This window comes from Curtobacterium sp. NPDC086286 (genome assembly GCF_044746255.1).
In the GTDB taxonomy this organism is placed as follows: domain Bacteria; phylum Actinomycetota; class Actinomycetes; order Actinomycetales; family Microbacteriaceae; genus Curtobacterium.
In genome coordinates this window covers 75,109-87,844 of sequence record NZ_JBIVBW010000005.1, presented here as the reverse complement: position 1 = coordinate 87,844, position 12,736 = coordinate 75,109, and the positions used below count along the sequence as shown (strand labels likewise).

The window sequence follows — 12,736 nt, the reverse complement described above, 5'->3', positions numbered from 1 at the left end:
AGACGCCAGTCCTCGGGATGTCCTCACCCGGCGAGCGCGGACTCCTCAAGGCGCCGCAGCAGGTCCGCGAGCTCGTCCGCGACCGCGGGTGCGGCGAAGAGGAACGACCGCGTGCCGCCGGCCTCCCAGATCCGGGTCTCGGCGCCGGCCTCACGGGCGACGATCGACCCGGCTGCCATGTCCCACGGGTTGATCCCGCGCTCGTAGTAGGCGTCCACGGTGCCGACGCCCACCGCGCAGCAGTCCAGCGAGGCCGCTCCCCCACGGCGGATGTCGCGGACCTCGCCGATGAGTCCGGCGAGCACCGCGACCTGCTGCCGTCGGCGCTCGGCGGTGTACCCGAAGCCGGTGGCGACGAGCGTCTCGGCGAGCGAGGCCGGTGGCGACGAGCGTCTCGGCGAGCGAGGCCGGCGTCCCGACGTGCAGCGGGACCCCGTCGCGCGTGGCACCCTCGCCGGCGGCCGCGCGGAACACGACGCCGGTCGCGGGCTGGACGACCACGCCGGCGATCGGCTCCCACGAGGTCGGGTCGGCCGGGCCGCGCACCACGCCGATGCTCACGCCGTACTCGGCGCTGCCGTAGAGGTAGTTGACCGTGCCGTCGATCGGGTCGACCACCCACGTGATGCCCGAGGTCCCCGCGCCGGTGCCGGACTCCTCACCGAAGAACGCGTCGTCCGGCCGGGCCTCGGCGATCCGTGCCCGGACGAGTGCCTCGACCTCACGGTCGGCAGCCGTGACCACGTCGACGATGCTCGACTTCCGGTCGGCGACCTCGACCCCCTCGACCCGTCGGCGCGCGGCGAGCGCTGCTGCCTCACGGGCGATGGACTCGGCGAGGTCGGCGAACTGGACGGGGGTGAGGTCGGAGGGCATGCGTCCATCCTCGCGGAAACGGAACGGCCCCGTCCGATGAGGACGGGGCCGTTCCGATGGTGGCAAGTGAGGGATTCGAACCCCCGAAGGCTACGCCGGCTGATTTACAGTCAGATCCCTTTGGCCGCTTGGGTAACTTGCCATGTGCGCACCCGGCCCGTGTAGTCACCAACCGAAGGCGCGCATGAAAGCATAGCCGATCCGAGACGGTGCTCGTGACCACCGCGGGCCGATCCACGGGTGCCGAACCGCGCCTCCCGTCCGCCGTTAGGCTGTCCCGCATGGCAGACAGTTCCTTCGACGTGGTCAGCAAGGTCGACAAGATGGAGGCGGAGAACGCCCTCAACCAGGCCGCCAAGGAGATCGAGCAGCGGTACGACTTCAAGGGCGCCGACGCATCGATCGCGTTCAGCGGTGAGGACGTCCTCATCAAGGCGAACTCCGAAGAGCGCGCGAAGGCCGTCCTCGACGTCCTGCAGAGCAAGGCGATCAAGCGGAACATCAGCCTCAAGAGCCTCGACGCGGGCGACCCGTACCCGTCGGGCAAGGAGTACCGCATCGAGGTGAAGTTCAAGAACGGCATCGAGCAGGACGTGGCGAAGAAGATCGGCGCGTTCCTCCGGGCCAACGCCCCGAAGACCGTGAAGAACCAGATCCAGGGCGACGAACTGCGCGTCTCCTCGAAGAGCCGCGACGACCTGCAGAACACGATCCAGCTCCTCAAGGGTGAAGAGTTCGACGTGCCGCTGCAGTTCATCAACTTCCGCTGACGCGCCGCCCGCCGCTGTGGAGCACTGGCTCACCGTCGCCATCACGGTCTTCCTGGTCCTGCTGGACCTGGCGATCCGCGTCTTCTCGATCATCTACGTCCCGATCAACCGGAAGCCGCAGACCGCGACGGCCTGGCTGCTGGCGATCTTCCTCATCCCCTACATCGGGTTCATCGTCTTCCTCGTCATCGGGTCGACGAAGCTCCCGCACGCCCGGCGTGAGAAGCAGACCGAGATCAACGCGTACATCCTCGAGCAGACCGAGGGGATCGAGCGCGTCCGGCGCGACCACCCGTGGCCGGCGTGGCTGGACAGCATCACCCGCCTGAACCGCGAACTCGGCGCCATGCCCCTGGTGGGCGGCAACTCCGCGGAGCTCTACCCCGACTACGACGAGTCGATCGCCGAGATGACCCGCGCGATCGACGGCTCGCGGCGGTTCGTGCACGTCGAGTTCTACATCGCGACCCTCGACGACACCACGCGCCCGTTCTTCGAGGCGCTCGCCCGCGCCCAGGCCCGCGGCGTCACCGTCCGGGTCCTGCTCGACCACTGGGCGAGCCGCGGCTACCCGGGCTACAAGGACACCCTCGCGTTCATGGACCGCGCGGGCATCGAGTGGCACCTCATGCTCCCGCTGCTGCCGTTGCAGGGGAAGTTCCAGCGCCCGGACCTCCGCAACCACCGGAAGATCGTGGTCATCGACGGGTCGATCGCGTTCACCGGGTCGCAGAACCTCATCGACAAGTCCTACGACCTGAAGTCCCACATCGACAAGGGCATGCAGTACAAGGACCTCTTCGCGCGGTTCGAGGGTCCCGTCGTCGCCGGGCTCAACGCCCTGTTCGTGACCGACTGGTACAGCGAGACCGACGAGCTGCTGCTCCGCGAGAGCGACCCCGTCCAGCGGGCCGACCGCGGTGACGCACTCGACTGCCAGGTCGTCCCGTCCGGCCCCGGGTTCGACGGCGAGAACAACCTGCGCCTCTTCAACGCCCTGCTCTACTCGGCCCAGCAGAAGGTGTCGATCACCTCGCCGTACTTCGTCCCCGACGACTCCATGCTCTACGCCATCACCACGACGGCGCAGCGCGGGGTCGAGGTCGAGCTGTTCGTCGGCGAGATGGGCGACCACGCGATGACGTGGCACGCGCAGCGCTCCTACTACGAGGGGCTGCTCCGGGCCGGCGTGAAGATCTGGCTGTACCGGGCGCCGACGATCCTGCACGCGAAGCACTTCACGATCGACGACGACGTGGCGGTGATCGGGTCGAGCAACATGGACATGCGGTCGTTCAGCCTCAACCTCGAGGTCTCCGTGATGGTCCGCGGCAGCCGTTTCGTCGATGCGCTGCGCGAGGTCCAGGACGCCTACAAGGAGCACAGCTTCGAGTTGACGCTCGACGCGTGGGTGGAGCGGCCGCGTCGGTCGCAGGTGCTCGACAACGTCGCGCGGCTCACGGCGGCGCTGCAGTAGCGGCCGGCCCAGGAGGCGCGGGTCGCGACCGGCGGGCAGGTGCGGGCCGCGGGTGGTCGCCCGGGCGCGGGTGCGCGGTGGCGGTGCCGCGCGCGGGTGCGCGGGAGCGGGTGCGGGTGCGCGGCGGCGGGGGCGGTCAGCGCGGGTCCGGCACCAGGCGGGTGAGTCGGGCGGTCACGCGCTCGAGCGGCCCCCTCCCGAGGAACCGCCTCCAGAGCATCGCGAACACGATCGACCCCAGCGCGAACCAGCCCCACGCCGCCGCCGAGTCCGGGTACGTCGGCAGCGCCGCGAGCACGACGAGGTGCCCCGCGTAGACCGTGAGCGGCATCGACCCCACGGCAGCCAACGGGTACCCGATGCGTCGGACGACCTCGCCCCGCCCGTCGAACACCAGCGTGCAGAGCGCGATGACGGCGACGGCCACTCCCGCGGTCCCCACGACGTCGACGATCGACGAGGAGTGGTCCCGCGGCGACAGGAACAGCTGCGCCGTGGCCTCGGCGGCGGTGCTCCCCTCGCCCGCGTACGGCACACCGGGGAACGCGAACCCGGCGTCGGCGGGCACCGGCGCGACCGCGTTGCCGACGAGGTAGGCGAGGGCGGCGACCACCGCGCCGGACGCGAGGAGGACCACCTGGGTGCGCCGTCCCTCCAGTCCGACACGGGCGACCGCGAGACCGACCAGCACGTACGCCAGGAAGGTGACCACGGGGTAGACGAGGCCGAGCTGGACCTCCCACATGCCGGCGTCCGCGTAGAGCGGGACGATGCCGAGGGCGACGACGGGCGACAGCACGGCGCACGCCGCGGCGAGGACCAGCAGCCAGCGCGCACGGACCCGGAGCACCGGGATCGCCAGCAGGAACAGCACGCCGTACGTCGGGAGGATGACGTAGATCGGGGTCTGCAGCGCCATGAGCAGCAGGCCGACCGCGACGACGACGAGCGCGCGGATCGCGAGCCGGCCACGGACCCGACCGATCCGCGGCGGGCCGGGCGGCGACGTCCGACCGCTCGTCAGACCGATCGAGACGCCGGCGAGCACCGCGAAGAGCGACGACGACCGGCCGTGGGCGACGGCGGCCCAGGTGCCGGGGTCCGACCAGTCGACCTGGTCGGCGATGCCCCCGACGTGGGTCGCCATCATGCCGAGCAGCGCCAGCGCACGGGCGACGTCGACGCCCTCGAGCCGGACCCCGGAGACGGACACGCCCCGCAGCGCGGTGGGCGGTGCGGGGCGTGCGGTCGTCATGGCGTTCGCGGTCCGCCGGTCAGCTCGTCGCCGAGCCCGTGCGGGCGTCGACGCGGCCGAGGGACACGTCGACCATGTCCTCGCGCGGGACGACCTTGATGCGCTCGCGGCCCTCGGCCTCGCCGAGGGCGAGCTCGTGGGTGTCGAGGTTGTGCCAACCGTCGAGGTCGGTGTACTCGACACCACGCTCGGCGAGCAGGGCCGGGATCGCGCCCTCGGACGGGTCGGCCGGGGTCCACCAGCTCGCCTGGTCGTTCACGATGTGCTGGACGGTCTCCATCGCGTCGGACTTGGTGTGGCCGATGAGCCCGACGGGGCCGCGCTTGATCCAGCCGGTCGCGTAGACGCCCGGGACCTGCTGGTTGTCGTCGTCGAGGACCTGGCCCTCGTGGTTCGGGATGACACCGTGGCGCTCGTCGAACGGGACGCCCGGCAACGGCGAGCCGAAGTACCCGACCGCGCGGTAGGCGGCCTGGATCGGGATCTCGCGGATCTCGCCCGTGCCCTCGACGCCGCCCTGGCCGTTCGGCCGCGTGCGCTCGTACCGGATGGCGGTGAGCTTGCCGTCCTCGCCGACGAACTCGAGGGGCTTCGCGTAGAAGTGCAGGTGCAGTCGGCGGCTCGCCTGGCCGGTCTCACGGGTGCGCCACTGCTCGAGGACGCGGTTCATCACCATGACCTGCTTGTTCGTGGCGATGGCGGTCTTCGAGGCCTCGTCGTGGTCGAAGTCCTCGTCGTAGACGATCATGTCGACGTCGCGGAGCTCGCCGAGCTCGCGGAGCTCGAGCGGGGTGAACTTCACCTGCGCCGGGCCGCGGCGGCCGAACACGTGCACGTCGGTGACCGGGGACGCCTTGAGCCCCTCGTACACGTTCGCGGGGATCTCGGTCGGCAGCAGGTCGTCGGCGTGCTTCGCGAGGATGCGCGAGACGTCGAGGGCGACGTTGCCGTTGCCGATCACCGCGACGCTCTCGGCCTCGAGCGGCCACGTGCGCGGGACGTCGGGGTGGCCGTCGAACCAGCTGACGAACTCGGCGGCGCCGTACGACCCCTCGAGCTCGACACCGGGGACGTCGAGGTCGGCGTCCTTGATCGCACCCGTCGAGAACACGACCGCGTGGTAGTGCTGCCGGAGGTCGTCGAGGGTGATGTCCTCGCCGAAGCGGACGTTGCCGAACAGCCGGACGACACCGCGGTCGAGCACGTCGCGCAGCGCGTTGACGATGCCCTTGATGCGCGGGTGGTCCGGGGCGACGCCGTAGCGGACCAGGCCGTAGGGGGCGGGCAGCTGCTCGAACAGGTCGATCGACACGTCGTGGCCGTGGGCCTCGCGCAGCAGGATGTCGGCGGCGTAGATGCCGGCGGGGCCTGCGCCGACGATGGCGACTCGGAGGGTGGGCACTGATCGTCTCCAGTTCGTTCGGGTGGGGTGCTCCCGAGGGGGTTCGAGGGGCGGGACCGTCGGTCTCCGCGGCGGTCCGGCGCTAGCGGCTGCGTTCGACGACGGACTCGGCGAAGCGGACGAGTGCCCGCTTGACGGTGCCGTCCGGCAGGGGTGCGAGGGCGTCGACGGCGTCCGTCGCCCAGCGGACCGCGACGGCACGGGTCGCGGCGGTCGCCTCGTGCTCGCGCAGGGCGGCCACGGCGGACTGGTACGGCGCCGAGTCGACGACGTCGTCCGGTGCGGCGTTCACGTCACGCTCGATGCGCCCGAGCAGGTCCACCGCGTCGGGGGCACCGGTCGCGGCGAGGCGCTTGAGCTGCAGCAGCGGCAGGGTGTCGACGCCGGCACGCAGGTCGTTGCCGGCGATCTTGCCGGTCTTGGCCTTCGCGGGGGCGAGGTCGATCACGTCGTCCACGAGCTGGAAGGCCACGCCGACCTTCTCACCGAACGTGCCGACGGCGTCGAGGTACGTGCGGTCGGCGCCCGAGAACATCACACCGGCACGGGCTGCCGTCGCGATGAGCGAGCCGGTCTTGTCGCTGAGCACCTGGATGTAGTGCTCGACCGGGTCGTCCTCGGGCTGGGGGCCCGTCGTCTCGTGGAGCTGCCCCATGCAGAGCCGCTGGAAGGTCTCCGCCTGCATCCGGATGCCCTCGGTGCCGAGGTCGGCCGTGATGAGGCTGGCACGAGCGAACAACAGGTCGCCGGTGAGGATCGCCACGTTGTTGCCGTAGGTCACGTGGGCCGCGGGGACACCGCGTCGGACGGGCGCTTCGTCCATGACGTCGTCGTGGTAGAGCGACGCCAGGTGGGTCGTCTCGATGCTCACGGCGGCCTTCACGACCGCGTCGGTCACCCCGTCACCGAGCTGCGCGATGAGGAGCGTGAGCGTCGGCCGGATCCGCTTGCCCCCGGCCGACAGCAGGTACCGGCTCGTGGTGTCGGCGAGGGTGTCGGTGGAGCGCATGGCTTCCTCGAGCCCCTGCTCGACGAGCTCGAGGCCGTCGTCGACCGCGGCGATGAACCGGCGTTCCGCGGGCGTGGCGAACAGTCGCTCGCCGATGCCCAGCGATGCGCGGAGACTCGGTGCGCGACGTGCGACCGGGACGCTCGGATTCAAGTGCTGCTCCGTGTTCGGGGGTGGAGGGACCGGTCAGGCGTCGGTGGGGTCGACGCTCGGCTGCTCACCGGTGTGCTGGTGCTCGCGACGGGCCTTGGCACGCCGGGCGACGGACTCGCGGACCTCGCCCGCGACGGGCTTGCGACCGCGGTGCAGTGCGACGATACCCGCCGTGAGGTTCCGGTAGGCGACGACCGAGAACCCGACGCCGCGCAGCCACTGGCTGAGGACCTGCTGGTCGGGCCACGCCTCGATCGACTCGGCGAGGTAGCGGTAGGCCGCCGGGTTGCTGCTGGACAACCGTGCCACGCCCGGGAGCACGCGCTTGAGGTACGTGCCGTACCCGAAGCGGAGCAGGGCGAGCGGCGGCGTGGAGAACTCGCAGATGACGACACGACCGCCGGGCTTGAGGACCCGGAGCATCTCGCCGAGGGCCTGCATCGGGTCGTTCACGTTGCGCAGCCCGAACGAGATCGAGACGGCGTCGAAGGTGTCGTCGTCGAAGGGCAGCTGCTCGGCGTCGCCCTCGACGAAGGTGATCTCGGGGTGGCGTTCACGGCCGACGGCGATCATGCCCGCGGAGAGGTCGAGCGCCGTGACCTCGGCACCCTTCTTCGCGAAGGCCGCCGCGCTCGTGCCCGTCCCCGCGGCGATGTCCAACACCTTCTCGCCGGGCTGGGGGTCGACCGCGCGGACCGTCGCGACACGCCACAGCGGAGCGTTGCCCGCCGAGAGGATGTCGTTCGTGAGGTCGTACTTCGCGGCGACGTCGTCGAACATGGCCGCCACCTCGTCCGGCCGCTTGTTCAGGTCCGCTCTGCTCACCCACAACATCCTAGAGGTCGTGCCCGGACGTTCCCCGCGCGGCGCGTACGATCTGTGGGGTGACCCGAACCACCACGGCGGCCCCACCGCTGACGGTCTCGACCCGGATCCTCGACGACCCGGGCGCCGTCCTCCGCCACACCCTCCGGGACAGCCCGCTCGCGTTCGTCCGGAACGGCGACGGGATCGTCGGCATCGGCGAGGCCGTGCGGTGGACGTTCACCGGCCCGGACCGGATGCGCGAGGCCTCGGCAGCCTGGCGGTCCCTGGTCCGCGACGCCGTGGTCGACGACCCCGTGCAGCTGCGCGGCACCGGGCTCGTCGCGTTCGGCTCGTTCGCGTTCGCCGACGACTCGACCGAGACGAGCGTGCTGATCGTCCCGCGCGTCGTGATCGGCCGCCGCCGCGGGAAGGCCTGGCTCACCGCCGTCGACACCACGCTCGACCCCGAACCCCTCACCTTCACGCGCACGTCGGTGCCGGTGCCGCACGTCGGTCCGCACGTGTCCGTCGCGCTCCGTCCCGGTGCCATCGACGAGGACGCCTACGCCACGACGGTCGCCGACGCCGTCCGGCGGATCACCGCCGGCGACGCCGAGAAGGTGGTGCTGGCGCGGGACCTCGTCGGGACCCTCCCCGACGGCGCCGACCAGCGAGCGATCCTGCTCGACCTCGCCGAGGCGTACCCGCAGTGCGTCACGTTCGCCGTCGACGGGATCGTCGGCGCGACGCCCGAGACCCTCGCCCGGACCGACGGCACCCGACTCTCGGCGCGCGTGCTCGCGGGCAGTGCGGCGCGCGGGACCGACCCGGTGTCCGACCGCGCCGCCGCCGAGGCCCTCGCCGCGAGCGCGAAGGACGTCGAGGAGCACGGCTTCGCCATCCAGAGCCTGCTGGCCGCGCTCGCCCCGATCGCGTCCGACCTCCGCGCCGACCCGGAGCCGTTCCGGTTGCAGCTGCCGAACCTGTGGCACCTCGCGACCGACGTCCAGGCGACGCTGCCCGTCGGCACGACCTCGCTCGACGTCGCCGACGCCCTGCACCCGACCGCCGCGGTCGCGGGGACCCCGACCGACGTCGCCGTCCGGCTCGTCTCCGAGCTCGAGGGCGTCGACCGCGGTCGCTACGCCGGGCCGGTCGGGTGGCTCGGGGCGAACGGGGACGGCGAGTGGATGCTCGCGTTGCGGAGCGCCCGGATCACCGACGACGGCACCGTGCGGGCGTGGGCCGGCGCGGGCATCGTGGCCGGGTCCGACCCGGCGCGCGAGGTCGCCGAGACTGCCCTGAAGTTCCGACCGGTCACCGACGCGCTCGCCTAGCCGACTGCCAGGAGGCACGGTGCCGGCCCGGCGCGCAGGCCGCGGCCCGGTGCCGCTCAGTCGGCCAGCGGCACCTCGATGACGACGCGCTCGGCCGGGTCCGTCAGGACCCGCTCGAGGTCGCCCCAGGTCGCCGCGCGCCGGTACTCCCAACCGAGCCCGGTCACCACCGGCTCGACGTCGACGTGCTGCGGCGTCGTCATCATGCGGCGCATGTCGGCCTCCGGTGTCGTCGCCGCGACCTCGAGCCCCCGGAAGATCGCTCCCCCGCCGTCGTTCCCGACGATGACCTGCACGCGGTGCGGGTGCTCCTCGGTGCCGGTCACGAGCGCCCCGATGTCGTGCAGCAGCGTGAGGTCGCCGAGCAGGACGCGTGTCGTGCCGACCGAGGCAGTGGAACGCTCGAGCGCGGCGGCGATGCCGAGCGCGGTCGAGATCGTCCCGTCGATGCCCGCGAGCCCGCGGTTCGCGTGCACGCGGATCGCCTTGCCCGCGACGTGCCCGTCGGCCACGCGGATGATCTGCGAGGCGCCGAGCACGAGGCGGTCGTGCGGCCAGGTCGCACCCCAGACGGCGTCCGCGAGCATCGTGCGGTCGACGGCGCGGCGGCGGAGCGCCACCTCGTCGCGGAGGAACTTGTTGCGCTCGGCACGGTCGCCGGAGCGCTTCGCATCGAGGTCGGGGCCGGCGTCGCCACCACCGAGCAGCGCGCGGCTCGTGGCGACCCACCGGCCGACCCAGGCGCGGTGCTCCGGCCGGGTGCGGCCCGTCACGCGGACGTCCGACACGAAGGTGGTCGCGGCGTCGGGCCGGGAGGCGCGGGCCGGGTCGTAGGGATCGGCCCCCGGTCCGCGGACCACGATCGTCTCGACGTCGGCGCGCTGCAGGAGCGCGGGGACCTCGCGGCTGAGGGTGGGGTGGCCGAGCACGACGGCACGGCGGACCGCACCGCCGAAGTCCGGGTCGCGCAGGAGCTCACGGTAGGTGACGACCAGGTTGCGCCCGAACCGCGCACCGCTCGACACCTCGGCGAGCAACGGCGCACCGAGCTCCCAGGCGATCCGCTCGGCGTCCGCCCCCGCGTCGTGTCCCGCGATGACGACCGTCGCGGGTTCGTCGTCCGGCGCGAGGTCGACGACCGGCAGACCGGAGTGCACCCGCCTGGTGGCGAACGCGAGGTCGACCTCGTCGTCGGGCACCGGCTGGACCGTCCCCTCGCCCAGTCCGGCCGACAGCGGTTCGCGGAAGGCGACGTTGAGCTGGACCGGCCCGGGCTGCCCCGTGTGGCCGGCGGCCGCGGCGACGACTTCGCGCACGAGTTCCCGGACGGTGGCGGCGGTGTCGGCGTCGACCCCGTGCGCGGTGGGTGCCTCGACGTCGCGGACGACGGCGACGGCCGGCCCGAAGAGCCCGGGCTGCACCGTGGTCTGGTTGCTGCCGATGCCCCGGAGCTCGTCGGGGCGGTCCGCGCTGACGACGATCATCGGCACACCGGAGTGGTGCGCTTCGAGCACGGCGGGGTGCAGGTTGGCGACCGCGGTGCCCGAGGTGGTCACGACCGCGGCGGGCCGACCGGACTCGACGGCGAGCCCGAGCGCGAAGAAGCCGGCGGTGCGCTCGTCGAGCCGGACGTGGACGCTGATGCCGCCCGCCCGCTCGACGGCGACGGCAGCGAGGGCGAGCGCCTGCGACCGGGAGCCGGGGCTCACCACGACGTCGGTCACACCGGCCCGGGCGAGCTCGGTCAGGAGCGCGACGGCGAAGTCGGTCGCCGGGCTGCCGGAACCGGCCGGGCCGTCAGCGATCGGTGCGGCCGTCGTCGTCGCGGTGCTGGTCGCGGCGGTCTCGGTCGGCGCGTCGTTCTCGTTCGCGGAACTGCTGTTCGAGGTCTCGGAGGGTCTCGTCGTCCTGGTCCTTGTCCGTGCGGTGCTGCTCGGGGCCGCTGGGGCCGCCGAGGAAGTCCGGGTCGTCTTCGGGACCACGGTACCCGGAGCCGCCGCCGGGACGGGTCGCGGGTGCCCGGCCGAGGACGAACCAGAGGACGCCGCCGAGCACGGGGAGCACGATCACGAGGAGGACCCACACGCCACGGCTGAGGGAACGGACACGCTCGCGGGGCATCGTGGCGCAGTCGATCGCCGCGTAGACCGTGAACGCCACGGCGGCCACGACGACGATCAGCCACAGTCGGATCATGGCCGGGAGTCTAGGTCGGCAGCCTGTGGGGTCCCTGCCGGTTGCGCATCCGTAGACTTGCGCAGGTGAAAGCGTGGCTCGTGTACACCCTGGCCCGCCTCGGCATCTTCGCCGCGGCGCTGGCACTGCTCCTGCTCCTGACGCCGATGCCCGGCTACTGGGCGACGATCGTCGCCGCGCTCGTGGCGCTGCTCATCTCGTACATCGCCCTGCCGAAGCTGCGCGGTCGCGTCACCGAGAGCCTGGCGAACCGTCGACCGGCGCCGGAGCACGACGTCGACACCGACTTCGAGGACGACTTCGTCGACGCGGCTGACAGCGACTCCCCGGTCGAGCAGCCGGTCTCCGACGCCGACCGCCACGCAGCGCGCCGCGAGCACCGCGACGACTGACCCGCCGGGCTACGGCTGGACGGCGAGCGTGATGCCGAGCACGACGCCGAACACGAGCGACGCGAACGACGACAGCTGGAGCGCCGTGATGAGTTCCCGCGGCTTCCGCGACGAGACGCCGATCGCGAGTGCCGGCAGCGCCAGCAGCAGCGAGAAGTACGTGAACCCGGTGCGGAAGTAGAGCAGCACGAACCAGAGCAGCACCACGTACGGCAGCATCAGGAACAGGCCGTAGAGCACCCGGGCGACCGGTCGTCCGACCACGACCGCGAGGGTGCGCTTGCCCGCGAGACGGTCCTCGTCGATGTCGCGGATGTTGTTCACCATGAGCACCGCACAGGCGAAGAACCCGGCGGCGATCGCAGCGGCCCACCCGCTCGGGGTGACCCGGTCGATGAGGACGAACTGCGTGCCGAGGACGGCGACGAGTCCGAAGAACACGAACACGAAGACCTCGCCGAGGGCGTTGTACCCGTACGGCTTCTTGCCGCCGGTGTAGAACCACGCCGCGACGATGGCGGCAGCGCCCACGAGCAGGAGCCACCACAGCTGCGTGAGCACCACGATGACGATGCCGGCGACGGCTGCGAGCCCGAAGAACGTCAGCGCGACGGTCAGCACGGTGCGGGGCTTCGCGAGCCCGGCTCCGGTGAGACGGGCCGGCCCGACGCGGAACTCGTCCGTGCCGCGCACCCCGTCGGAGTAGTCGTTGCTGTAGTTCACGCCGATCTGCAGGAACAGCGCGACGAGCAGCGCCAGGATCGCGATGGGCAGGTGGTGGCCCTCCGCGAGCCAGTCGCCGAAGTCACCGGCCTCACCGCTGTCCACGAACCCGACCGTCGTGCCCATCACGACGGGGACGACGCCGAGCGTCAGGGTGCGCAGGCGCGCCCCGCCGATCCAGTCGCCCGCGGTCGCGCGGCGCTTCGTGCGCTGCGGTGCCGCGGCCTTGGCCGGGTTGCCGGAGCGGTTCCTGGAACGGTTCGTGTTCTTCGTGCGTGCCACGACCGTCCATCGTATCCGCGTCCGCCGTGCGTCCGGGACGCCGGCCCAGGAGGAACG

At 72.1% G+C, this 12,736-nt stretch carries 12 protein-coding genes, 1 tRNA gene and 1 pseudogene; 4 read left to right on the top strand and 10 right to left on the bottom strand.

Annotation, left to right across the window (positions count from 1 at the left end):
• Nucleotides 1-23 precede the first annotated feature (23 nt).
• From ACIPKM_RS10610 to ACIPKM_RS10600, 3 genes and pseudogenes are all read right to left on the bottom strand, one after another.
• Nucleotides 24-449 carry an inositol monophosphatase family protein gene (locus ACIPKM_RS10610; RefSeq protein ID WP_402736778.1) on the bottom strand — a complete coding sequence of 142 codons (426 nt, stop codon included), beginning with the start codon at nucleotides 447-449 and terminating at the stop codon, nucleotides 24-26.
• Between the two features lie 28 nt (nucleotides 450-477).
• A pseudogene (locus ACIPKM_RS10605) lies at nucleotides 478-876 on the bottom strand (inositol monophosphatase family protein); the annotation flags it as partial.
• Nucleotides 877-933: 57 nt separating this feature from the next.
• Nucleotides 934-1,018: transfer RNA gene (locus ACIPKM_RS10600), tRNA-Tyr, on the bottom strand.
• A gap of 139 nt (nucleotides 1,019-1,157) precedes the next feature.
• On the opposite strand from ACIPKM_RS10600, the gene ACIPKM_RS10595 reads away from it, so the two are divergent.
• Nucleotides 1,158-1,646, top strand: a complete 489-nt coding sequence (locus ACIPKM_RS10595; RefSeq protein ID WP_069712130.1) for a YajQ family cyclic di-GMP-binding protein — start codon at nucleotides 1,158-1,160, stop codon at nucleotides 1,644-1,646.
• A gap of 16 nt (nucleotides 1,647-1,662) precedes the next feature.
• Entirely contained in the window at nucleotides 1,663-3,123 is a 1,461-nt protein-coding gene (gene cls / locus ACIPKM_RS10590) for a cardiolipin synthase (protein WP_070418368.1), read from the top strand.
• A 136-nt stretch (nucleotides 3,124-3,259) separates the two neighbouring features.
• Here cls and ACIPKM_RS10585 read toward each other — a convergent pair whose 3' ends face one another.
• The 4 genes from ACIPKM_RS10585 to ACIPKM_RS10570 form a co-directional block, all read right to left on the bottom strand.
• On the bottom strand, nucleotides 3,260-4,378 hold the full coding sequence (locus ACIPKM_RS10585) for a heparan-alpha-glucosaminide N-acetyltransferase domain-containing protein (RefSeq protein WP_402736713.1): 1,119 nt from the start codon (nucleotides 4,376-4,378) through the stop codon (nucleotides 3,260-3,262).
• A 19-nt stretch (nucleotides 4,379-4,397) separates the two neighbouring features.
• The gene (locus ACIPKM_RS10580; RefSeq protein WP_071296709.1) at nucleotides 4,398-5,780 is read right to left on the bottom strand and encodes an FAD-dependent oxidoreductase; all 1,383 of its coding nucleotides are present in this window, start codon (nucleotides 5,778-5,780) and stop codon (nucleotides 4,398-4,400) included.
• A gap of 82 nt (nucleotides 5,781-5,862) precedes the next feature.
• The gene (locus ACIPKM_RS10575; protein WP_070418365.1) at nucleotides 5,863-6,942 is read right to left on the bottom strand and encodes a polyprenyl synthetase family protein; all 1,080 of its coding nucleotides are present in this window, start codon (nucleotides 6,940-6,942) and stop codon (nucleotides 5,863-5,865) included.
• A 33-nt stretch (nucleotides 6,943-6,975) separates the two neighbouring features.
• The gene (locus ACIPKM_RS10570) at nucleotides 6,976-7,767 is read right to left on the bottom strand and encodes a demethylmenaquinone methyltransferase (protein WP_070419487.1); all 792 of its coding nucleotides are present in this window, start codon (nucleotides 7,765-7,767) and stop codon (nucleotides 6,976-6,978) included.
• A gap of 59 nt (nucleotides 7,768-7,826) precedes the next feature.
• Between ACIPKM_RS10570 and ACIPKM_RS10565 the strand changes: the two genes are divergently transcribed.
• On the top strand, nucleotides 7,827-9,086 hold the full coding sequence (locus ACIPKM_RS10565; RefSeq protein WP_071296708.1) for an isochorismate synthase MenF: 1,260 nt from the start codon (nucleotides 7,827-7,829) through the stop codon (nucleotides 9,084-9,086).
• Nucleotides 9,087-9,142: 56 nt separating this feature from the next.
• Here ACIPKM_RS10565 and menD read toward each other — a convergent pair whose 3' ends face one another.
• Both menD and ACIPKM_RS10555 read right to left on the bottom strand, forming a co-directional pair.
• Nucleotides 9,143-10,891 (bottom strand): 2-succinyl-5-enolpyruvyl-6-hydroxy-3-cyclohexene-1-carboxylic-acid synthase, encoded by a 1,749-nt coding sequence (gene menD / locus ACIPKM_RS10560; RefSeq protein ID WP_071296733.1) that lies wholly within the window; start codon nucleotides 10,889-10,891, stop codon nucleotides 9,143-9,145.
• Complete coding sequence (locus ACIPKM_RS10555) at nucleotides 10,884-11,282, bottom strand: PLDc N-terminal domain-containing protein (protein ID WP_071296707.1); 399 nt, start codon at nucleotides 11,280-11,282, stop codon at nucleotides 10,884-10,886. The genes menD and ACIPKM_RS10555 overlap by 8 nt, the downstream gene beginning before the upstream one ends.
• 65 nt (nucleotides 11,283-11,347) lie before the next feature.
• On the opposite strand from ACIPKM_RS10555, the gene ACIPKM_RS10550 reads away from it, so the two are divergent.
• Nucleotides 11,348-11,674 (top strand): DUF4229 domain-containing protein, encoded by a 327-nt coding sequence (locus tag ACIPKM_RS10550; protein ID WP_071296706.1) that lies wholly within the window; start codon nucleotides 11,348-11,350, stop codon nucleotides 11,672-11,674.
• Nucleotides 11,675-11,683: 9 nt separating this feature from the next.
• On the opposite strand, the gene ACIPKM_RS10545 is transcribed toward ACIPKM_RS10550, so the two are convergent.
• Nucleotides 11,684-12,679 (bottom strand): 1,4-dihydroxy-2-naphthoate polyprenyltransferase, encoded by a 996-nt coding sequence (locus ACIPKM_RS10545; RefSeq protein WP_402736712.1) that lies wholly within the window; start codon nucleotides 12,677-12,679, stop codon nucleotides 11,684-11,686.
• Nucleotides 12,680-12,736 lie beyond the last annotated feature (57 nt).